The following is a 20386-nucleotide window of genomic DNA, read 5'->3' as shown; positions in this document are numbered from 1 at the left end:
GGCTAGCCCGCATTATTCATGATGCAAATGAGATGTCAGCTAACTGTGTGGCAATTAAAGATAAATGGGAATGGCACTATAAGCATCATGAATTAGGCGGGGTTGAGCGGACATAGTCACGAGAGGAGTTTTTCGTTCCGGCAAGGCGACTGGGGAGTGAGCGCGGAGGCATACTTTAGTATTCCGCACAAGCGAACGACTCAGCAACGCCGCCGGAACGGAAAAGAACCTCGTGAATAGTCCGGGCTAGTCGAAGGGGCGAAGACGGGAGTGATTAGCCGGAATCCGAACGGCATGTCATTGCGAGGCAGGCCACCGGGCCGAAGCAATCCCGGGATCGCTTCGGCCCAGTGGCGGTTCGCGATGACAGGAAAAATACCAATGCAGGCGCAAAACCCGGGTTTTACGATGGTCCAGAAAAGAAACCCTTGAACTGTTACACTGTTGTGCCATAGAAAGGTGTATGGTCTGAAGGATTGTGAACCAGGTGCTACGAACTAAGAAAGACCAATTCATGCCAGTTTTTAACCGCAACTCGTAGGTCTTAGTTCATAATACTCAGCTCCCAGGAGTCTGTGCCCTCCCTGTTAAAAAACAGGGAGGTTCTCCGACAGGCTCCCAGGTAGAGTTTGTCGGAAGATGTGATCTTGGTCCAGTATTTTATATAATACATTGTGTTAACAGTGACTTACCATCTTCACCGACTACTTTATCATCGGTTGATATGAAGAAAAAATATTATAAGCGTTTTTCCGACAAACTTTTACGCAGCGTGTCACGGTTTCCCGACACGCTGCTAGAAGTCTGTCTGTGGACCTTGACAGACTTCCAGATGTCATTGGTCGGGAGGCGTTACACTCCTGTCGTTATAAAACAGGGCAGCATCAAGCTTCCTGACGCTTAACGCACTCGATCGCCGGCACTCGTGATAGATTATTTCATTCGCACAGAGCTTTCCCGATACGGGGCAAGGAGCCGCCATGCCTGAGGATCTCCCGAAGAACCTCATCCCGGAGGTATCAAACATCCTGGAACGGCTGGGAAAACGCTCCGAAGAGAACCTCCAGTGGCTCCACGGCAACATGCACCCCTACTTTTTCATCACCATGGGTGACGAACCGGAGGCGCTGGCCGGGCTCGCCGCGGGACTCGACTATTTCCGACACAGCGAAAGGCTCATCCTGGCCGACACCGACGAAACCCTCATCCTGGCCCGGCCCGACCTGCCAGGTTCTCTCTACGACACCCTGCGCACCCTCCAGGAAAGGGAGATCTCCTACACCGAGATCGTCCACTCGGAAACTCCCCTCCCCGGCCTGGACCGGCACGTCGAGATCCAGACCTACCGTTTCGGGCGAAAGACTCCCGCGGACATCCTGGCGGCTGGCAAAGCCGCGGTGCCTGAGGAGATCCGGGGCAGCGTCCGGAAAGAGACCCGCAAGCTTTATCCCGATCTCGACCTGGATCACCTGGACAGGTACCTGGACCTTATCTGGCACAACAACGAGAGGTATGTACGCTCTTCACCGGCCAGGAGAGTCGCCAGGCTGCTGAACCTTTACTACCAGGGCAACCGGCAAGGAGGCGTGCGCTTCGAGGTTGAGAAGGTCCAGTGGCACAGCGTGACAAACGAATACCGGGTCATGTTCGCCGCGGGCAACCCGCCTCAAAAGGAGTTTCTCCTTCAGATCATGGAGATCTTCAACCGCCTGAATATCGGGATCAGGAGAAGTTACTGCCTGACCATCAGCAACGAGATCCACCCCTATTTCCTCGGCACCTTCTACGCCCGCACCAGGGACCCGGGATCCCTCCTGGCCGGGTCACCCCTGGCTGAACGCCTCCGGAACGAACTGTACAACTCCCTGATCCTTTCCACGGACTCGATCACCTACAGGGAGTTCGTTACGGAAAGGATCATGTGCGGAGAGGACGCGTCGCTGGTCAACGCCTTCATCTCCTTTTGTCACACCAACCTTGCACACAGCAGTCCGGACATCTTCGAACTGGAATCGGTCCAGAGGGCCTTTACTACAAACCCCGAGATCACCCTGAAGCTGGTGGAGCTGTTCAGATACCGTTTCGATCCCTCCCGGGCAGGTCGCGACAGGCATTACGCCAGGACTCTCAAGGAGGCCCGATCGTCCATCGAAAGGTACAACACCGGCCATCGGCATCTCGACGGCCTGAGAAAAACGATCTTCGGCACCTGCCTTTCGCTGATCACTCACACCCTCAAGACCAACTTCTTCGTCCCGGAAAAACAGGCCCTGGCGTTCCGGATCGACCCGGCCTACCTCACGGAACTGGACACGGAGTTCACCGCCGACCTGCCGGGGGACCGGCCCTTCAGGATCACATACTTCTTCGGGCGGTACGGTGCGGGCTATCACGTCGGTTTTTCCGATATCGCCAGGGGCGGTTGGAGGACCATCCTGGCACGGGAGAAGGACAGTTTCGCCCTTGCCGCCGACACCCTGTTCAAGGAGGTCTACGTCCTGGCCCACACCCAGCACCTGAAGAACAAGGACATCTACGAAGGCGGCTCCAAGATGGCCGTGGTCCTCGACGCCGAGGACCTCACAGACGCCGAGCTGGTGACCCAGAGGATGTACAATCTGCAGTACGGACTTATCAACGCTTTTCTCGATATCTTCATTACCGAAGGAGGACGGCCGAAAGACGGGAGGATCGTGGACTACTATGGCGAGGACGAGCCCATCGAACTCGGCCCCGACGAGAACCTGCACGACGAGATGGTTGAGGAGATCGCCCGCCTTTCGACCAGGAGAGGGTACATCCTGGGGCCGGGGATCATCTCCAGCAAGAAGGTGGGGATCAACCACAAGGAGTACGGGGTCACCTCCACCGGTATCATCACCTTTGCCGAGATCACCATGGCCTCCCTGGACATCGACATGGGAAAAGATCCGTTCACGGTCAAGATCACCGGCGGGCCTGACGGAGACGTGGCCGGGAACGCCATCCGGCTCCTCCTGGAAAGGTGCCCCAGGGCGAAGATAAACCTCATCCTGGACGGTTCCGGGGCGCTCTACGACCCGGAAGGGGCAAACCGCGCCGAGCTCAAACGGATCCTGTTCAAGGGAAACATCGACGCCTTTCGCCCATCGAAACTGCGAAAAGGGGCGTTCCTCCTTTACCGGTCCCGGCAAAAGAGAGTGGGCCTCGCCAGGCAGTTCAGGAGGGTCGAGCATACCGGCAAAGGTCCCGTTGAGCGGTGGGTGTCAGTGGACGAATTTCACCGCGAGTTCGATGAGCTTGTCTTCAGGGTACAGGCGGACCTGTTTATACCGGCAGGGGGGAGGCCGGAGACGGTGAACGGGACCAACGTGGACAGGTTCTTCCTGCCTGACGGCAGCCCGACAGCGGCGGCCATTGTCGAGGGAGCCAACTCGTTCATCACGCCCGACGCCCGGACCCGCCTCCAGGAAAGGGGTGTCATTGTCATGAAGGATGCCTCCGCCAACAAGTGCGGGGTCATCTCCTCCTCCTACGAAGTCATCGCCAACCTGCTCATGTCCGACGGGGAGTTCCTGGCCAACAAGGAGAGGTACGTCAGGGACGTCCTCGAGATCCTCGAGAGGAGGGCCGACGACGAGGCGCGCCTCATCCTGACCCGCCACCGGGAAAAGGAGGGGGTGCGCCACTATACCCAGATCTCGGACGACATCAGCCGTGAGATCAACACCCATTACAGCCGGCTGTTCGAACTGCTCCGGAAAAGGCCGGACCTGACGGCTGAGCCCCTCTTCCGCAAAGCCCTCTACGCTCACCTGCCGCGCATGATCAGCGAAAGCCGCAGGTTCCGGTCCAGGCTCAGGGAGATCCCGGAAAAGTACGTGTACGCCATCATGGCCAGCGAGATCGCCTCGAGCCTCGTGTACAAGAGCAACCGGGAGATCGACTTCGTGGACCAGGTCCGAGGGCATCTGAAAAGGGTGATGGGGGGCGATCAGCGGTAAACCAGAAGGTGGAAGGTGGAAGTCGTAGACCCTGAGCTGGTCGAAGGGGTGGAAGGAGATCGCACCATGCCCTTCGACCAGGCTATGGCTGACAAGTCGGAGGACAAGCCGTGTGCTCTGCGCTTTGACTCATCACATTTACCCGACCTGTTATTCCCCCCTGATTATTGCCTTTCTCCATCTCTGCGTCCTGTGAGCGACCGCTCTTGCCGCTTTTAAAGGGACCGCATTTTCAGATTGCCGCGTCGCTCTCTCCTGGCCCGGCGCTCCTCGCAATGACAATCTTTTTAACCGTGCCTTTCCAGCTTTTTTTATTCAGCTGACCCCTTTCAGCTGAATAAAAAAAAGCCCCGGACGCTTGGCGCGCCCGGGGCTTTCGTGATCTTCGCCCGTCGTATTTTACAGGATCGTGACGTTGGCGGCCTGGGGACCCTTGGGGCCCTCGGTAACCTCGAAGCTCACGCGCTGGCCCTCGGAGAGAGTCTTGAACCCATCTCCCTGAACGGCCGAAAAGTGCACGAAAACATCCGGTCCGTCAGCCTGCTCGATAAAACCGAAACCCTTCGAATCGCTGAACCACTTTACTGTTCCCTCTGCCATTGATCTAACTCCTTGTTCTGTGTTTGCCCCCCCGGACCAGCCTCACCGGTTAATCAAAAAAGGCCCCGGACAATGAGCCTGGGACCTTCGATGATACCCTTGCGCTTTTCCGTCAGTAGCAAACCTTATTCATACCAGCGGCACATCCTCACTGGCACTGACTTTATACGATACATGGGAAGGGGAAAGCAACTGTTTTTTTACCCTTTTCACCACAACAACGCGGGTGTCCGCCACCGCCCAGGCACCCCGAGGAGCTATCCGGCGGCAAGGGTAACTGCCTCGACTGCCACGACGACGAACTCACGGGCAGCCTCAAACCTTACGGGACTTTCCGCCATTCCAACCGGTTCCTCCTGAACCACGGCAGCTACGGGGCCCAGGCCCGGGATCTTTGCAGCAGCTGCCATTCCGAACCTGACAACTATCGGCTAACTACTGTATATTGCTCTTATGATCACTCTCTCAATCCATGCCACGGTTTTCGAAGCCGAGATGGTCCGATCGGTGCTTGCCGATGCCGGGATCGAAGCGTTTATCCTCAATCCCCACGCACACGAACTATACCCCGGTGTCCTGGGAGGAGTCGAACTGCAGGTAATGGAACATGAGCTGGAAGAAGCAAAGAAATTTCTCGAAAAATTCAATGCGGATAATGATTCAAATTCTGACTGGGACGATACCTGAATCGGAAACTGCCTTTTGGTAGTCGTGCATTGTTTCAAGGGTGCACGGCCGGGTTCTCTCCTCCCTTCTCCCTTCTCCCTTTTTCAATACTCGTTTTCCTCCGCCAGCGATTCCCAGTCCAGGGCCCTTATCAGCTTGTCGCTGTCCCGGGAAAGCAGCGGGTGGGGATCGTCCTGGAACCAGATCACCACGAGGGTTGAGGTCATGTCGTTCCCGTTTTCCAGGGACCCTGATTCGAAGCGGGCGATGAGCTTGTACAGGGGCAGGCGGGTCTCCTGGCTCACCATGTACCGTTTCATGTCGAGGAGGACCGAGGGCAGGTCATCCGGCCACAGCAGGGCAGCCGGGTAGTTCCTCTGCCGGATCACCTGCTGGTTCACCTCCCTGATAACATCGGGCTGCCAGGCGCTGTGCAGATAATCTCCATAGGTGAGGCCGATGTGCACCTGGCTGCTCCGGATCATACGGCCGCTGTCGAGCGCGAGTTCCACCAGCGGTTTCCATAGAGGTTCCCGGTCCCGGTCCATGGGGCAGATCCTAGCTGAAATCCTTCGCCAGGGCTTCCCAATCGAGCTGCTTTATGGCCTTTCGGTTGTTTGCTGAAAGGAGAGGCTTCATGACATCCTGGAACCAGCTGATCACCATGGCGCTGTGCCTGCCTGATCCTGTTCCAAGAGGATCCGACTCGAACAGGGCCGTCACCTTGTACATCGGCAGCGAGATTATCTCGCCCATCTGGTATTCGCTTCGCCTCAGGAGCACAGAGGGAAACTCCCTTACCCAGAGAACCCGCGCCGGGTATTCGCTCCACAGGAGTTCGAGGTTGATCTCGCTCATCCGCTCCCCATGGCTGAAAACTTTGGTATAGGTGCCGTAGGTGAAGCCGACATGCAGCTGGACGGCGGAGATCTTGCGCCCGCTGTCGATTTTTACCTCGATGAGCGGTTTGGGCATCGGGATGCGTTTTCCATGGTCGCCGGCAAGCATGAGGGGGATTATAGCAGGAGTAGGAGCCTTAGGAGAAACCCGAAATCCACATTTTTTCTGGCCGGCCCTCGGGCGGGGCGCTGGAGAGGCCGATTTTTAAAGAACGGGGGTGACATCGCTATTGAACTTGCTTCCCCACGTCAACCGGCAACTGTCCGGCCCCGGCCAGGAGGGCATCCTCAGCGGATTTCGGGTGCGGCATCATGAAAAGGGGAATATCATCAAGTCAGACATCGTCGTACTCGAACAAAACGGGGCCGAAGTGACGGGGACGATCCGGCGAAAGGTGCCGGGCGAACAGGGTCACAGGAGATGGTCCCTGTCCGGGAAGGTACTCGACAGGACTTTCCTCGCCATCTTCTGGTCGGACAACCCGGGGATAGCCAGCCACGGGTGCTGGTACCTGGAGCCCACCAATGACTCCCTGCTGACCGGCTATTACCTGAAGATGGAAGGGGCCGGCAAAAAGCCCGTGGCCCCGATCCGGATCGACCTGCTGCGCACCCGGGAGCCTGCATAAGGTTTTTCTCCGACAGGCTCCTAGCCCGCATTTCTCACCAGGTTTCGTCGCGAGGCGGTGTAGACGGGTGTGGATACAAGGCGCGCGACCGAGGGCCCCGGAGGCGTAGTTGACACTACGTCGAGGAGCCCGACCGAGCGCAACGTAGTAGACATACCCGTATCCGCCGCCGCAGTAGAAGGCTGGTGAGAAGTGCGGGCTAGTCCCAGTATTTCGCCTTGTCCGGCCTGATCCACCTCACACCGCCCCTCGGATCGGCGCTGTCCCCCCTGTACCGCGGGATCAGGTGAACGTGAAGGTGAAGGACCGTCTGTCCGGCCGCCTGGCCGTCGTTGATCCCCATATTGTATCCGTCAGGCGCATGCTGTTCGTCGAGCTGCTGTTTCGCCTCGTCCATGGCATGCAGGATGGCCGCTTTCTCGATGGCGTGGGTCTCGAACCAGGACGAGATGTGGCGCTTCGGGATGATCAGGGTGTGCCCCTCCGATACCGGGAACCCGTCGCGGATGACTACGGCGTGGTCGTTCTGAAGGACGATCCTGTCGGGTGAGATGGAGCAGAAGGGGCATTTATTGTCGGTCAAGGAACACCTCCAGACAGGTACGAAGAACAAAGTGCGAAGAACGAAGGGAAGGCTCTGTCTTCGTTCATCGTTCTTTGAACTTCTTTCTGATCGCAATGAGCCGTCTTCGTCCTACGGATTACGCCGCGGCAGGCAATGCTGGATTTCGGCTCATCACGCCGCAGGCGCGATGTCCGGAATGACGGTTGCAGGTTCAGTCTTCCTCCGCATTCCTCCGTGGCTCCGTGGTGAATGCTCTTCAGGTTTTTATGGTATACGCCTGCGCTTTCCCCCAACCTTCCGGCTCTTCTCCGTGCCTCTGCCTGTCCTGAGCTTGTCGAAGGGCGTACTTTGCGTTCAGTCAGCTTTTGATCTTTCCCCGTGTCTGTTCTTCCTCTCTGGACTCCCTGTCCACCGAAGCTGGTCGGAAGCCGTTAGCGAAGGTGGATGGACGATGGACTGCTCTTCCCTCTTCCCTCTTCCCTCTTCCCTTTTCCCCTCTTCCTGTTCTTATCCGTCATTATCACCACGGGGGGAACGGCCTCCTGACCCCATGGGCCAGAACCACCAGGAGAAACAGGATATTACGGGGGACGATCCCCGGCCAGAACAGCGGTTGCGGCCCGGGAGAACTCCCATCCTCCAGGGCCGCCAGGCGACCGGCCAGGCGCACCATCCATTCCATGGACCTTGGCCACTCCACCAGCCCCTCTTTCCACCGGCGTGGTATCCCTTCCATGCCCACTGCCGCTCCCGCCAGGGCCCCGGCAATGGCCCCTGTCGTGTCCGCGTCTCCGCCCAGTTCGATGACGCTCCGTAAAGTCTGTTCATACTCCCCGAGGTGCCGCAAAAAAGCGAACAGCACCACCGGAACCGTGTGATACATGTAGCCGCTCACCCCGGCGCCCAACCCCATCCCTTGCGCGAACTCCCGGACCGTCGCGCCCTCTTCCAGATACCGTTCGATCTTTTCGACCAGGTCACCGAACCCAGGGTCGACGGACTGTTCCTTCACGGCTGCCAGAAGCCGACCGGGTTGCAGGTTCCCGGCTCCCTCCCGCACCGCGGCGGCGGCGGCAAGGGCAACAGCCAAGGCTCCCTGGATGGCCTTGGGGTCGGTGTGGGTCAGAAGGGTCGAGGCTTCCACGTAGGGGCGCATCCGGTCAGGTTCCCGGCCAAAGCAGGCTCCCAGGACGGCCGCTCGCATGGCGGGACCGTTACCGGCCGAGAAGACACCGCTGGAAGAAGGCGTGAAGCCGCACCACAGCTTCACGATGGCCCGCAAGGTGGCCAGCCCCGTTCCGGCGGGGAGGGCGGCCAGCCACCAGCGCAGCTTCCAGGCCAGGGACCGGGCAAAAGCGCCGGGGTCCTCAGGACAGGCGAGAACCGCCTGGCCCGTCATGCACAGGTGCTCCGTGTCGTCGCTCACCATCCCTTTCCCCAGGAGGAAACGGTGCCTGTCGGGCGGCCCGAGCAGCCTCTTCGCCCGCCCGGGAGACAGTCCCTCGTAGGGCAGACCCAGCGCATCACCTACCGCCTGGCCGAGGATGAGCCCACCGATCCGTTCGAAAACCAGGTTGTCACCTGATGGGGAGTTCGACACCCGGCTGCCGTGACCGAGGATGTCGAAAAGGGAGGGAGAGTGAAAGTCCAATGGAATAGTCCTATGTTCTAAGTGCCAGGTACTAAGGGAAACTCGGCAGGTACCCGCCCCTGGCCCCAGGCGGACTCCAGTCCGCTTACATTTTACTGGCTACTGGCTACTGGCCATCATTTTCCAGATCCTTGTCGAGAGCGAGGTATTTCTCGGGAAGCTTCGGCGTGGAGAACAGGCTCAGGTTGGGCACCGGGTACCGGTACGTCCCCTTTTTCCTCATGACCTCCAGACCATGGGTCACCGATCCGAAGCGGGGACGGGGGATGAGGAACGACATCTCGTGATCCTGGGTTCCTGCGAAAACCCGTTCCCCGGAACATGGGATCATGTACTCACATTGGCTGGAGCGGACAGCACCCGCGATCCACGAAGCGCACCCGAACCGGCCGGTGCTCGTCGAGCCGATGCCGGGACCGTGGCCGTAGTTGGCTGCGTGGATGAGAACCAGGATCTGGGCAGGGGTGCCGTACACGATCACGAGGTCGGGGTCGAACCCGCACCTTTCCAGGGCTGACATCCAGATCTCCTTGACCGTGCCCGGCGGATGCAGCGGGTAACCGGATTCCATCTTCCTGGCCGCCTCCGCATCGTCCTGGTACAGGTCGGACACGGCACCCCGGAGGAACTCGTCGGGCTCGATGTGTCCCGCGGCCACCGATGCGAGGGGACAGGCGTGATCCTGCCTGTCGAACACCAGTGTCCACCCGAAGGTCCTGGCGATGTTAACTCCCTGGCAGGCCGCGAGCCGGTTGCCGCTGTCATCGCGGGGCCGTTTGGCCCTTTGCCCGATAACCTCCCCTTCTGCCGCCATCTTCACTGCCACCGGTAAGGTCGCGGGCTTGAGGTTCTTTTGTATGGCTTCGTTAAGTTTGGTGAGGATTTCAGACATGGATACCTCCAGGGAAATATAATTCCAGATATAAAATTCGAGATCTACATTTACTTTTTCTTTTTAAATCTCGAATTTTAAATTACTGCGCCGGGGCCGGGCTGATCGAAGCCGGCGGAGGGGGTTCCAGGTGATACCCCTGGACCAGGTCGCTGGCGGGGAACTGCCGCTTCGCTTCATCCAGGAACTGCCGGGCTTCGACGACCCGGTTCTGGCTGCTCAGGACATCCACCATGAGGATGGAAGCCTCCTCGTAAACCGGGGACCGGGGATTTTGTGAGATGAGGTCCTTGAGGATCTGTTCACTCTCCCAGTATTTACGGACCTCCGCGAGACGGCGCGCGTGTTCGAGCTGTTCCTCGGGATCCCTGTAAGAATAAGCCGGGGCGCCGGGCACATCCTTCGCCTCGGTGAGAATATCAGAGGTCCCTGGAAGCGCACCCGATGCCCTTTCTCCTGCTTCCGGGGATGATGCCGGGGACGGTTCCGGCGACGGTTTTGACAACAGGACTTCAGCAGGGCCGGCTTCGGGCTCGGTCTGCGGGGAATAAGCCGCTACCGGTGGGGTGATAACCGGTTTCGCGGCCTGGAAAGCCGAACCTGCGGCGGTGTCAAGATCGTCGGACGGAGCGTCTTTCCCGGCTTGGGTAACTTTCGCGGGTTCCGGTGAGGGTATCTCCTCGACCAGGGCCTCGAAAGCGGGCTCCGCCACCCTTTCCGATGCCAACTCCGTTACCGCCATTTTCCGCTGGACGGGGACCGCACCATTCTTCTCCTGTTCGACACGCGGTACGTCTTCCGGGGCAGGCGTCGACCCCTCAAGGGCTCCCTGGCGTAAGCTCTCCTGTTCTGGCCCGGGAAGGCCCGCGGCATCGTCCTTCATCCGGTCCTTTTCCACTTCTCGCGCGGATTCTACCGCCCTCCCTGTCCCGGGTCCCGCGGGAGGCGGGATCAAGGGGCGCGCCTCGGGCTCACGGTAGGAAGGCTTTTCAACAGCCATCTCCCCGGTTGCATAGGTGACGACCGGAACCTTGGGAACCTGGGCAACCCGGCCGATCTTCAGGAGAACGCCAGCGGAGACAACCACGACGAGGGCTATGGAAAAAGCGGGGACCAGCCTGGGAAGGGCCATCTGGAAAAGCGGCCTGTTCCTCGTTTCGGATACCGGGACCCTGGTGGCCACGTCTTCTTCGACACGGTCCAGGACGCGGGATGTAAAACTCTCCCAGTAGCCGTCGTCAGCACCAGGGACACCGGCTGTCCCCGCAGCCTGGTCCGCCCGGACAAGCCTTTCCAGCAGCCGGGCACACCCGGCACAGGCAGCAAGGTGCTTTTCCATCTTCCGGTTTCCGGCCGCGGAAAGTTCCCCGTCATGGTAGGCCATCAGCCGATCCTGTGCTCTTGCGCACCTCATCCCTTTGCACCTCTCTGAACGACCCGCCCCGCGGGCTCGAGCACCTCGTGTACCCGTTCCCTCGCCCGGGAAAGGCGGGACATGACTGTCCCGATGCGGACCCCCGTAGCGGCGGCTATCTCCTTGTAGGACATCCCGTCCACCGTCCTGAGCAGGAGTGTCGCACGGAGTTCCCCGGGCATGTTGAGGAGGGCTTCGTCGACCTTTTCCATCGTCTGGCCCGCCTGGATCGAACACCCCGGACCAGGCGAGGGGTCAGCAATTTCCGGCAGGTTCTCCGAGGTCGTTTGCCTCGACCTGACCTTCGACGAGCGCAGGACGTTGAGGCTCGTGTTGTACGTGATCCGTTTGAGCCAGGGCTTGAACGGGCGGTTCGGATCAAAGCTGCCGAGGGCCCTGAAAACCCGGACGAAGGTTTCCTGGGCAGCATCGTCCGCGTCGTGGTGGTTGCCCGTGAGCGTGCGCGCCAGACGGTACACCGCCGAACGGTGGCGGTTCACCAGTTCCTCGAACGCTTCCATGTCACCTGCCGCCGCTCTTTGGGCCAGGGTCTCGTCTCCAACCTCGTTCAACGACCACCTCCTGCCCACCTATATACCACAGGATGGGGGGATTTATTCCAGAGTGAATCCGCGTTTCGAAAAAACAGTTCCGGGTTTTGGGTTTTGCGTTTTGGGTGTAAATCTCAAACTGTTCTTTACCAATCACGAGTCACGAATCACGGCTGTTTCCCCCGTTTTGTTCCGAGGGAACTGGCTCTCCCTGCGGCCCTCTGCGGGATGAGCGGCCTACCAATGGGCCGTCCCTGCGGTCTTTGCGTTAAGACTTTTGACCCTGGGATTGCCACGTTGCTCTCGCCAGCCTCGATGCTCCTCACAATGACTGGCTTTTCACCCGACACACCGATACCCCGCCTGCCCCGAGCGGAGTCGAGGGGTTACCCCGATACTGATCTTCCTCCCCTTTTCCCCTCTTCCAGTTCTTTGCCGGGAATAAACCCGGCCCGGCAAGGGTAAAGGTAGCAGGGAGAAGGGAGAAGGGAGAAGGGGAAAGGGGAAAGAAAGCACATTTGGAATTTGAAATATGGAATTTGGAATTGACCCTGACATTGGAGGAACGCCATGAAAACGAAGACCGATTACCGTACGCTGGGATGTCCGCCGGCCGTCACGATCCTGTTCGCGGCGATGGCAATGCTCCTGACGATGATGTGTTCACAGGCTTTGGCCCTGAACATGGACGTCAGGCCCGAAAACACCACGGTTCTTTACGAAGGAGACGGTTCGAGCGCCATCCAGGTCCGCGTCATCGCCCCCGACATCCTGCCCTCTCCGGACCGGCCGCCACTGAACCTGGCGCTGGTCCTCGATAGAAGCGGATCCATGGGGGAGGAGGGGAAGATGGAACACGTGCTGCAGGCGGCCCACATGCTGGTCGACCGCCTGGGTCCTGACGATATCCTGACCATCGTGACCTACAACAACAGGGTTCACGTCCCCGTTTCGGCCTGTCGGGTTACAAACCGTTGGAAGCTTCATCGCATTATCGACGAGATCCGCGCCGAGGGCCGGACATTCCTTTCGGGAGGCCTGGAGGAAGGTTTCAGACAGGCCAAAAGACAACGAAGAAAAGGGACCATCAGCCGGGTTGTCCTCCTTTCCGACGGGCTGGCCAATGTTGGCGTCACCGACATCGGTCAACTGAGAAGGCGGGCCAGTTCCATGTATGAGGACGGGGTTTCCGTCTCAACCTTCGGCATGGGATACGATTTCGACGAGGACCTCCTCGCTTCCATGGCCAACGGGGGCGGCGGCAGCTACCATTACCTCTCCAGGCCCGGGGACATCGTCGCCGCCCTGACCAGGGAGTTCAACATGATGGCCCGCACCTCCGCCTCCGGGGTGGAGATCATCATCCGTCCCCTTGGAGGCGCCCGGTTCGAGACAGCGCCCGGTCACAGCTGGAAGCTCGAGGGAAGTTCCGCCGTCATCGGACTCGGTGACGTGAGCGCAGGGGAAACGCGCACCCTCATGGCGAAGCTGAATGTTCCTACCGGTCGGATCGGGAACCAGGAAGTTGCAGAGGTAAGTGTGCGTTACACGGACCCCGCCTCAGGGAAGGTCTTCCGTGAATCGACAGAAGCGGTCTCACTGGCCGTCATCGACGACCCGCGGCGCTACCGGGAAAGTTTTGACGCCGGAGTCCAGGAGAAAAAGGCCGTCATCGAAACCAACGTCCTGATGGAGGAAGCGGCCAGGAAAGTCGACGGAGGCGACCGTGCCGGTGCCATGTCCATCATCAGAAAGGCAGTCGGCGCCCTGATGGCCGCCCCATCCCCTGAAGCACCTGCGGTGAAGATGGAAATGGAAAGGATCAAAACCTACTCGGACAAGCTGGACGACCTGGATACCATGGCGCCCGGTGAGGTCAGGGAGATGCAGAAAGACGAGAAATACAGAAGCTATCAACAGCTCAACCAGCAGTAAAACAAAGAGCGGGGTGGTTTCCGTATAAACTACCCCGCCCTTTGTTCCCATTTTTCCGGGTGACACTTCACAAATATTAACTTTCCATTATATACTGTCTCTCCATCCATCTTATCGCAGGGGAGGCGTTTCATGAGTAGCGCGGTCATCGGCACGAACCATCTTTCCCCCAAGGAGTACTGGAACCTGTTCGGGAAGTTGATCATCTCAGCCGATGTCGGCGCCCTTTCCGCCTGCCTTGGATGGATCCTCTACTGGTTCGACCACATTCCCGACCACGTCATCCACCTTCACGGAACGTCCCCGCTCCTTTTCCTCGTCTCCCTTTCAGCTGCCCTCTACGCGGCTGTCATCACCGTGAGGACCGGCAACCGGCTGGGCGCCCGGAATGACAGGACCTGGCATACTTTCGAGATCCTCTACGCATTTTTCGCGGGTGTTTCCGGGATCACAGCCTACTTTATCAACCCGCCTTTCTGAAGATCCAGCACCTTTTCCCCTCTTCCCTTTTTTTCTCACTTGTCCTTCCTGCCTCCCCTCAGGGAGAAAAGGTGCCGCCGTGCCATGGGGTGTGCCGGTGGCTGACTGACGTACCGCAGGTCTTCCACGGTGTAAAAAGCCAGGGGATTAAAGCGCTTGATCGTGGCAATAATTTCGGGGAGGGTACTGCGCCTGGCCACCGTAAACAGGAGTTTGACCTGGCCGGCTTCCCCTTCGGCATCCACCGATGTGACGGGGAAACCACGGTCCCTGAGATGCTCTTCAAGATCGGTGGCGTCACGGTGGGTAATGACGCGGATGATGATATGCCCGATGGCAATGTACCTTTCGATGCTGAGCCCCACGTAATTTCCGGCGGCAAAACCTGCCGCATAGGCGAAAAAATTCAACCAGTGGTCGAGGTTGACCATGATCTGGCGAATTGCGAGGAGCCAGATGAACACCTCGAAAAATCCCGAAGCCGCCGAAAGGAACCGAAGCCCCCTGGTCACGAAGATGATACGCAAGGTCCCGATGGTAACATCAGCGATCCTGGCCAGGAAAATGAGCAGCGGGATCACCATTGGGGTGATAAAGCCGGCGCCCCCGATAATTCCATCCATCTTCTCCTCCCGATGTAAACAGTCATAAAAAAGCGTTACCAGGCCGGAATGACCTTATGTCGAATTGACGCTTATAACGTAAACGATCCCAATGAAGAATATAAAAAAGGCGATCTCTTTTTCGGTACAGTGCTCAGGGTCACCGCTGCCGTCAAGGCGTTCATGGTGCTGGGCCGCCAACTCGATAGCATGGCCCAGTTCAGGGATCCTCTCGAGGAACCTGCGTGATTGGAGGGCGTGATCCTGGATATGAAGGTACTCCACCTCATCGAGAGGCCCGGGTTTTTCTATGAGTTCGGTGGGAATGGCCAGTTTGCCGAGGTCGTGGAGATAACCGGCCACCCTGATGATCCGGCAGTTTACTGCGGAAAACCCCAGAGCGCGGGCCAGCACCCCGGCCACAGCGGCCACCCCCGCCGAGTGGGTGGCGGTAAAATGGCTTCTGTAATCGATGATCCTGACGAAAAGGCGGGCAAGGTTTTCCAGGTCGCCACCATCGATGACCATGGCATTCCCACCCGATCTGCCCTTGAGCATCTCCATCAAGCCCGGTGCAGGGGGAACCTTCCAGACCCCCCCAGTGGCTGCCGGCTCCTGAAAGCTTCGACAGCAGCCGGCATGAAGACGGTACCTTCCCGTACACCTATCATCTCCAGGACATCTTCAACGCCCACCTTGCCGCTTTCATCCCCGCTGGCCAGGATGGCGATCCGGTCCGCAAGATGAATAATGTGGCTGCCAGGGGGAACCTGTTCTCCTCCGGTCTCATCCTCCTTTACAGGCTTCCACCAGGAGTGATGCCCCCGGATGATCACGGCTTCCTCCCTGAGGGGGCCGAAATCGTGAAGAAGCCTGTAGCCCAATCGCGCATGATGTTGGGGGTTTTCGAACTCGAAATTGAGGGTGTCGAGACGCTCTTTGAGGGAAAAAGCCCCCACGTCGTGGAGGAGGCTCGCCATGACGACCCTGGAAAGCTCAAGGGACGGCAGCCCCATCTTCTCGGCGATCTGCGCAGCAAACCAGGAGGTCCATCGGTGGTGGTCCACCACGAGGGGGCTGACAAGATCCATGGCCTCGGAAAGGACCGCGACCAGGTCAAAGAGGATTCTTCGTGAAGGCTCAAGGACCATAAGGCCGGTATATAGGGAGACCAGCAACCTTGTCTAAGCAATAGTCAAAAGGGCATGGAGTAAACCGCGGTCCCCCTGGTTCGCCACCGAATCCAGGGGGGGATCAGTCGTGCTCCGGCTCCCCGCCGGGGCTTTCGCTGGTCTCGTGGCTGTCATCCGACCCCCCGCTGCCGTCATCCCCGGAAGGTCCGTCATCGTGTTCGGAATCATTGGAGCCGTCATCCGTCCCTTCACCATCGCCACCATCGTCACCGTCGTCACCGTCATTGTCCCCGCGAACCTTTTCATCGCTCTTCCAGGCACCATCACGGTCACCGTCCTGTTTGACGAGGGATCTCAGGATCCGCTGAACGTCTTTTCCGTCCGCCCTTTCATCATCCATGAGGGCCCGTGCAACGCCTTCAACCTTGTCCTGGGCGATTCCGTAACCGCTGGCGGTCTTGACGATCTCCATGACCTGGAGCGAGGAGACCTTGTTCCCGGTTTTTCTTTCCGCCATCCGGACAGCAAGGGAGCGTAGCCTGTTTCGATCCATGCCGGCTGCCACCGCATCGGCTGTCCGGACGATGAATTCATCACGATCGTCATCCCGGCTGTTGGCCAAACGAGCCACTTCGCCTGCGAATTCAAGACGTTCCAGGACCTTGTCCACTGCCATGACCAGCCTATCCCCGGGGACGTTCTTGGCCACTCCCTCCAGAACCTTGGCGACCACCGGCCCGGGGGGCAGTTTCCTTTCAACAGCCCGGGCGAGGGTGCCGGTCAGATGTTCCAGGGCAAGGGGGTTGACGCCTCCTTCCAGGACACGGTCCACCAGGTGCACCAGCGCGTCGGGTGACGCCCCACCCTCCAGAGCTTTTGAAAGGTTCACGCGCACCTGGTCGCGCACAGCGCCATCGGACAGGCCGTCGGCAAGTTTCTGCTTCAGTTCAGGGGGCAGTTCAGCGGCCCGGGCAGGACCCGCAGCTGCCAGGGCGCAAAACAGCCCGGCAAAAACAACGGATGCTACTGTCGCGGCCCAGCCGCGCCCCTTTTTTATGCCCTTCATCGTCTTTCCTCCGCCCTGGCCATCAGTAGACCTGGATCTCCCCATTATCACCCCTGAACACCCTGAGTATCCCCGTAACGCCGCCGAAATCATCCTTTTCAACCCGGCTCCTGCCTCCATTGACTGTGACAACACCGTCCACAAGGAAAAAATATCGATACTCCCCCGGTACGAGGTCCATTTCCACCACCCACAGATCTCCTGCAAGGGGCCGAGCTAGGACCTTGACCATGACCGGGTGGTCCGTTTGCCCCCTCAACAGGACCAGGTCCACCTCGTCGGCGCCAGGTGTCCTGACGGCAAACCGGACACTTCCCAGGGAACCCGTATCCCGAACCGGAAAATGAGAGCAGGCCGTCAAGGCCAGCACTACGAGACCGGGACCACGACTCTCAGGAAAGCTCTAGAGACCGATCCGGACAACTGAATTTTTCGAACCGAAATCATCATCGATCACATAATCCGCCGTTGGGTCAGGGATGTACTGCCGTCCATCCACAACGAAAACGTACCGGTACTCTCCAGGGGGTACCCGCACCTCAGCCTCCCAGTAACCGCCCTGGCCGGACCGGAGGGGGATCTCGCCGGACCAGCCGTTGAAATCACCCAGGACCGACACCGATCGGGCTGTAGGAGAGTAGTAGACCATCCGGAACATGAATTCCCCTCCCACAGATACAGGAGGCTGCTGGATCCGGCCTGCCAGGCCAAAACCGAGGAGGATACAGGCCGCAGCAGCTGCTGCACCGGCAAAAAAACTGCTTATTGACAGACGGGCCAGGGCCATCGGAGGCGCAGGCTTTGAGCCAGGGCGAAGCTCCGGTGCTCTCATGACCTCCATCTCCAGGGCCAGATCCTTCACCTCTGCGAGCTGGTCGAGGTACTCCTTCAGGCCAGGGTCGGTTTCCAGAAGGCTGGCGAAGGCAGCTACCCGGTCCCTGTCCAACTCCCCGTCAAGGTAGAGCTGGGCCATGTTGAGATCTTCAGGCTTCACTGCCCGTCCTCCCATGATCCTTTAAGCAGGTTCGCAAGGGCGTGACGTGCCCTGTGCACCCTGACCCTTGCAGCCCCTTCACCGACATCCAGAACCTCGGCGATCTCCCTGTAGCTCATTCCATCCACATGTTTGAGCAGAAACGGCATCCGGTAACCCTCTTCCAGCATCTCAAGGGCCCGGGACAACTCATCGGCCGTCCTTTTCCCGGACAGGAGAGACTCCGGTGTCTGCCGAGACGGCAGATCCTGGGAACCCTGCTCCACTGCCCATCTTCGTTCCCTGCCTTGTCGGATCATCTGGTTTTTCATCACATTCATGGCGATACGGTAGATCCATGTCTTGAAGGCGGAGTCCTCGCGAAACCCCTTTCTGGCCCGGTAGGCCCTGAAGGCCGCTTCCTGGAGGAGGTCAGCTGCCCACTCCCTGTCCCCGGTGGCCCTGACAAGGCAGGTAAAAAGCTGATCTGCGACCTGCTCATATTCGGTCTGGAACCGTACCTCGTCCATTTACGATCTTTACCCCTTAGACAGGAAGTGACAGGGAACGTTACAACCTGTACAGGTTATAGTTTACTTCTCAAGTTTTACAGCCAAACCTTTGCAGGAAACGAAGGAGACGGCCGCCTCCAACGGGAGTGCGGCCGTCCTGTTACCACATCTGCAAGGTTATCAGACGAGGTTCGGATCAGTCTTTATCACCACCGTGGCCGTCGTCGCCGTCATCACCATCGTCACCGTCATCGTCACCGTCGTCGTCACCGGCGTCACCGTCGTCACCGTCGTCGGGACCGTCGTCGCCATCGTGCTCGATCTCCGTCTCGTCATCATCCAGGTCACCGGCATCATCCAGATCGGGTCCACCCTGGATATATTCATCAACGATCTGATCCAGGTTTTCTCCGGTTCCATCCGTGTACGCCTCAGCCAGGTTTTCGAGCATCTCCTGGATACTCTCCCCCGTCAGGCCCGCATCGAGGGAACTCTGTATGGCGCCTTCGATGAACTGCCCTGAAACACCCGCCTCCAGGGCCTGGGATGCTTCTTCGAGGACATCCTGCTGCTCATCGACGACGTTATCGGTAATGAACTGCCTCAGGTCGTCCGGCAACGTGACGTCATCAGCACCCGCCGGGAACGCCGCGAACATCACCAGCGCAAAACCCAGGAACAAAATGGCATATCTCGAAAATGATCCACCCATCGGTAACCTCCCTGCCTGCTCTGTTAAACTTCTGTGCCCCTGGTACAGGGGCAGGCACAGGAACCTGTTTCCCATGCATTTACAGCAGTTAGACAGGTTCGGGAGGAATTCGTTACAACACATTTCAGGTTTCAAGCATTTTCATGCCGTGTTCGAAGTAACGGTCCCCGGCAGCAGCGCCCGGCGGAAAGATCCCGGACAGTTCCTCCATCTCAGCCCGGGAGATCCGCACTGCCAGGGCATTCACGTTCTCTTCCAGGTGATCGATCTTCGTGGTACCGGGGATGGGGACCAGGTCTTTGCCCCGGGAGAGGACCCAGGAAAGAGCGAGCTGCCCTGGAGTGCAGCCCATGCGCCCGGCGACTGCCATGAGCCCATGGACCAGTTCCATGTTCCTTTCGAAGTTTTCCCCCTGGAAACGGGGAAAACGCGCGAGCCTGGCATCACCCTCCTTGTCCAACTGGTCCGCCTTCGTCACCTTCCCGGCCAGCATGGCGCGGCCGAGGGGGCTGTAGGGGACGAACCCGACGCCCAGCTCCCGACAGGTGGGGATGACCTCCTTCTCGGGATCTCTCGTCCACAGGGAGTACTCGGTCTGCAGGGCGCTTATGGGGTGGACACCGCAGGCGCGCCTGATGGTATCGGGACCGGCCTCACTGAGTCCCAGGAACCGGACCTTGCCTTCCACGACCAGCCGCGACATCTCCCCCACGGTGTCCTCAATGGGCACCTCCTTGTCGACCCGGTGCTGGTAGTAAAGGTCGATGGTGTCGATCCTCAACCTTTTGAGGCTCCCCTCGCAGGCCGACCGAACGTAATCAGGACGGCCGCTCACACCGAGGAACTGGCCGGCCTCGTCCCTCACCACACCGAACTTGGTTGCGATGACGAAGTCGCCGCGCATGCCGGAAATGGCCTTGCCCACCAGTTCCTCGTTACGGCCCTGGCCGTACATGTCAGCGGTATCGAGGAAGTCGATGCCCAGGTCCCTGGCCCTGTGGATCGTTGCCATGGACCCCGCCTGATCGGCGCTGCCGTAGAACTCGGACATCCCCATGCATCCGAGTCCCATGGCCGATACGGTGAGCCCCTGATTTCCAAGGTTTCGCTTCTCCATTTGGCA

23 protein-coding genes are annotated in these 20386 nt (G+C 59.1%); 5 read left to right on the top strand and 18 right to left on the bottom strand.

Going from position 1 to position 20386, the window contains the following annotated elements; all coding sequences use genetic code 11:
• Positions 1-980 precede the first annotated feature (980 nt).
• Positions 981-3983, top strand: coding sequence for an NAD-glutamate dehydrogenase (locus tag P1S46_01440; GenBank protein MDF1535150.1), 3003 nt, complete (start codon positions 981-983; stop codon positions 3981-3983).
• Between the two features lie 399 nt (positions 3984-4382).
• Here P1S46_01440 and P1S46_01435 read toward each other — a convergent pair whose 3' ends face one another.
• Together P1S46_01435 and P1S46_01430 are read right to left on the bottom strand one after the other, a co-directional pair.
• A complete protein-coding gene (locus P1S46_01435; protein MDF1535149.1) occupies positions 4383-4583 on the bottom strand; it encodes a cold-shock protein in 201 nt (66 codons plus the stop codon).
• A gap of 257 nt (positions 4584-4840) precedes the next feature.
• Positions 4841-4993: a hypothetical protein gene (locus P1S46_01430; protein ID MDF1535148.1), complete on the bottom strand. Its 153-nt coding sequence runs from the start codon at positions 4991-4993 to the stop codon at positions 4841-4843.
• Between the two features lie 43 nt (positions 4994-5036).
• Between P1S46_01430 and P1S46_01425 the strand changes: the two genes are divergently transcribed.
• Complete coding sequence (locus P1S46_01425) at positions 5037-5270, top strand: DUF2007 domain-containing protein (protein ID MDF1535147.1); 234 nt, start codon at positions 5037-5039, stop codon at positions 5268-5270.
• Positions 5271-5353: 83 nt separating this feature from the next.
• On the opposite strand, the gene P1S46_01420 is transcribed toward P1S46_01425, so the two are convergent.
• Together P1S46_01420 and P1S46_01415 are read right to left on the bottom strand one after the other, a co-directional pair.
• Positions 5354-5797, bottom strand: coding sequence for a hypothetical protein (locus P1S46_01420; protein ID MDF1535146.1), 444 nt, complete (start codon positions 5795-5797; stop codon positions 5354-5356).
• Positions 5798-5807: 10 nt separating this feature from the next.
• Positions 5808-6224: a hypothetical protein gene (locus P1S46_01415; protein ID MDF1535145.1), complete on the bottom strand. Its 417-nt coding sequence runs from the start codon at positions 6222-6224 to the stop codon at positions 5808-5810.
• Between the two features lie 154 nt (positions 6225-6378).
• On the opposite strand from P1S46_01415, the gene P1S46_01410 reads away from it, so the two are divergent.
• Entirely contained in the window at positions 6379-6777 is a 399-nt protein-coding gene (locus P1S46_01410; protein MDF1535144.1) for a hypothetical protein, read from the top strand.
• Positions 6778-6976: 199 nt separating this feature from the next.
• Here P1S46_01410 and P1S46_01405 read toward each other — a convergent pair whose 3' ends face one another.
• The 5 genes from P1S46_01405 to P1S46_01385 all read right to left on the bottom strand — a co-directional run bounded on the left by P1S46_01405 (position 6977) and on the right by P1S46_01385 (position 11871).
• Positions 6977-7360 (bottom strand): HIT family protein, encoded by a 384-nt coding sequence (locus P1S46_01405; protein ID MDF1535143.1) that lies wholly within the window; start codon positions 7358-7360, stop codon positions 6977-6979.
• A 502-nt stretch (positions 7361-7862) separates the two neighbouring features.
• Positions 7863-8915 (bottom strand): ADP-ribosylglycohydrolase family protein, encoded by a 1053-nt coding sequence (locus P1S46_01400; GenBank protein ID MDF1535142.1) that lies wholly within the window; start codon positions 8913-8915, stop codon positions 7863-7865.
• A 184-nt stretch (positions 8916-9099) separates the two neighbouring features.
• Positions 9100-9885 (bottom strand): DUF169 domain-containing protein, encoded by a 786-nt coding sequence (locus P1S46_01395; GenBank protein ID MDF1535141.1) that lies wholly within the window; start codon positions 9883-9885, stop codon positions 9100-9102.
• Between the two features lie 82 nt (positions 9886-9967).
• Positions 9968-11299, bottom strand: a complete 1332-nt coding sequence (locus P1S46_01390) for a zf-HC2 domain-containing protein (protein ID MDF1535140.1) — start codon at positions 11297-11299, stop codon at positions 9968-9970.
• Positions 11296-11871, bottom strand: coding sequence for an RNA polymerase sigma factor (locus P1S46_01385; GenBank protein ID MDF1535139.1), 576 nt, complete (start codon positions 11869-11871; stop codon positions 11296-11298). Before P1S46_01385 ends, P1S46_01390 begins: the two co-directional genes overlap by 4 nt.
• 549 nt (positions 11872-12420) lie before the next feature.
• Between P1S46_01385 and P1S46_01380 the strand changes: the two genes are divergently transcribed.
• The gene (locus tag P1S46_01380) at positions 12421-13785 is read left to right on the top strand and encodes a VWA domain-containing protein (protein ID MDF1535138.1); all 1365 of its coding nucleotides are present in this window, start codon (positions 12421-12423) and stop codon (positions 13783-13785) included.
• A 132-nt stretch (positions 13786-13917) separates the two neighbouring features.
• On the top strand, positions 13918-14265 hold the full coding sequence (locus P1S46_01375; protein MDF1535137.1) for a hypothetical protein: 348 nt from the start codon (positions 13918-13920) through the stop codon (positions 14263-14265).
• A 35-nt stretch (positions 14266-14300) separates the two neighbouring features.
• On the opposite strand, the gene P1S46_01370 is transcribed toward P1S46_01375, so the two are convergent.
• The 9 genes from P1S46_01370 to P1S46_01330 all read right to left on the bottom strand — a co-directional run bounded on the left by P1S46_01370 (position 14301) and on the right by P1S46_01330 (position 20380).
• Positions 14301-14888 carry a DUF2179 domain-containing protein gene (locus tag P1S46_01370; GenBank protein MDF1535136.1) on the bottom strand — a complete coding sequence of 196 codons (588 nt, stop codon included), beginning with the start codon at positions 14886-14888 and terminating at the stop codon, positions 14301-14303.
• Between the two features lie 54 nt (positions 14889-14942).
• Positions 14943-15431, bottom strand: coding sequence for an HD domain-containing protein (locus P1S46_01365; GenBank protein ID MDF1535135.1), 489 nt, complete (start codon positions 15429-15431; stop codon positions 14943-14945).
• On the bottom strand, positions 15431-16045 hold the full coding sequence (locus P1S46_01360) for an HD domain-containing protein (GenBank protein MDF1535134.1): 615 nt from the start codon (positions 16043-16045) through the stop codon (positions 15431-15433). Before P1S46_01360 ends, P1S46_01365 begins: the two co-directional genes overlap by 1 nt.
• 76 nt (positions 16046-16121) lie before the next feature.
• Positions 16122-17066 (bottom strand): hypothetical protein, encoded by a 945-nt coding sequence (locus tag P1S46_01355; protein MDF1535133.1) that lies wholly within the window; start codon positions 17064-17066, stop codon positions 16122-16124.
• Positions 17067-17088: 22 nt separating this feature from the next.
• Positions 17089-17436: a hypothetical protein gene (locus P1S46_01350; protein MDF1535132.1), complete on the bottom strand. Its 348-nt coding sequence runs from the start codon at positions 17434-17436 to the stop codon at positions 17089-17091.
• Between the two features lie 33 nt (positions 17437-17469).
• Positions 17470-18060 (bottom strand): hypothetical protein, encoded by a 591-nt coding sequence (locus P1S46_01345; GenBank protein ID MDF1535131.1) that lies wholly within the window; start codon positions 18058-18060, stop codon positions 17470-17472.
• Complete coding sequence (locus tag P1S46_01340; GenBank protein MDF1535130.1) at positions 18057-18569, bottom strand: RNA polymerase sigma factor; 513 nt, start codon at positions 18567-18569, stop codon at positions 18057-18059. Before P1S46_01340 ends, P1S46_01345 begins: the two co-directional genes overlap by 4 nt.
• 178 nt (positions 18570-18747) lie before the next feature.
• Positions 18748-19263 (bottom strand): hypothetical protein, encoded by a 516-nt coding sequence (locus P1S46_01335; GenBank protein ID MDF1535129.1) that lies wholly within the window; start codon positions 19261-19263, stop codon positions 18748-18750.
• Positions 19264-19387: 124 nt separating this feature from the next.
• Positions 19388-20380: an aldo/keto reductase gene (locus tag P1S46_01330; GenBank protein MDF1535128.1), complete on the bottom strand. Its 993-nt coding sequence runs from the start codon at positions 20378-20380 to the stop codon at positions 19388-19390.
• Positions 20381-20386: the final 6 nt, after the last annotated feature.

Source organism: bacterium, assembly GCA_029210545.1.
In the GTDB taxonomy this organism is placed as follows: Bacteria; BMS3Abin14; BMS3Abin14; order BMS3Abin14; family BMS3Abin14; genus JARGFV01.
Note: the sequence above shows the minus strand (reverse complement) of the source record. Positions and strands in the feature narration are given on the sequence as shown.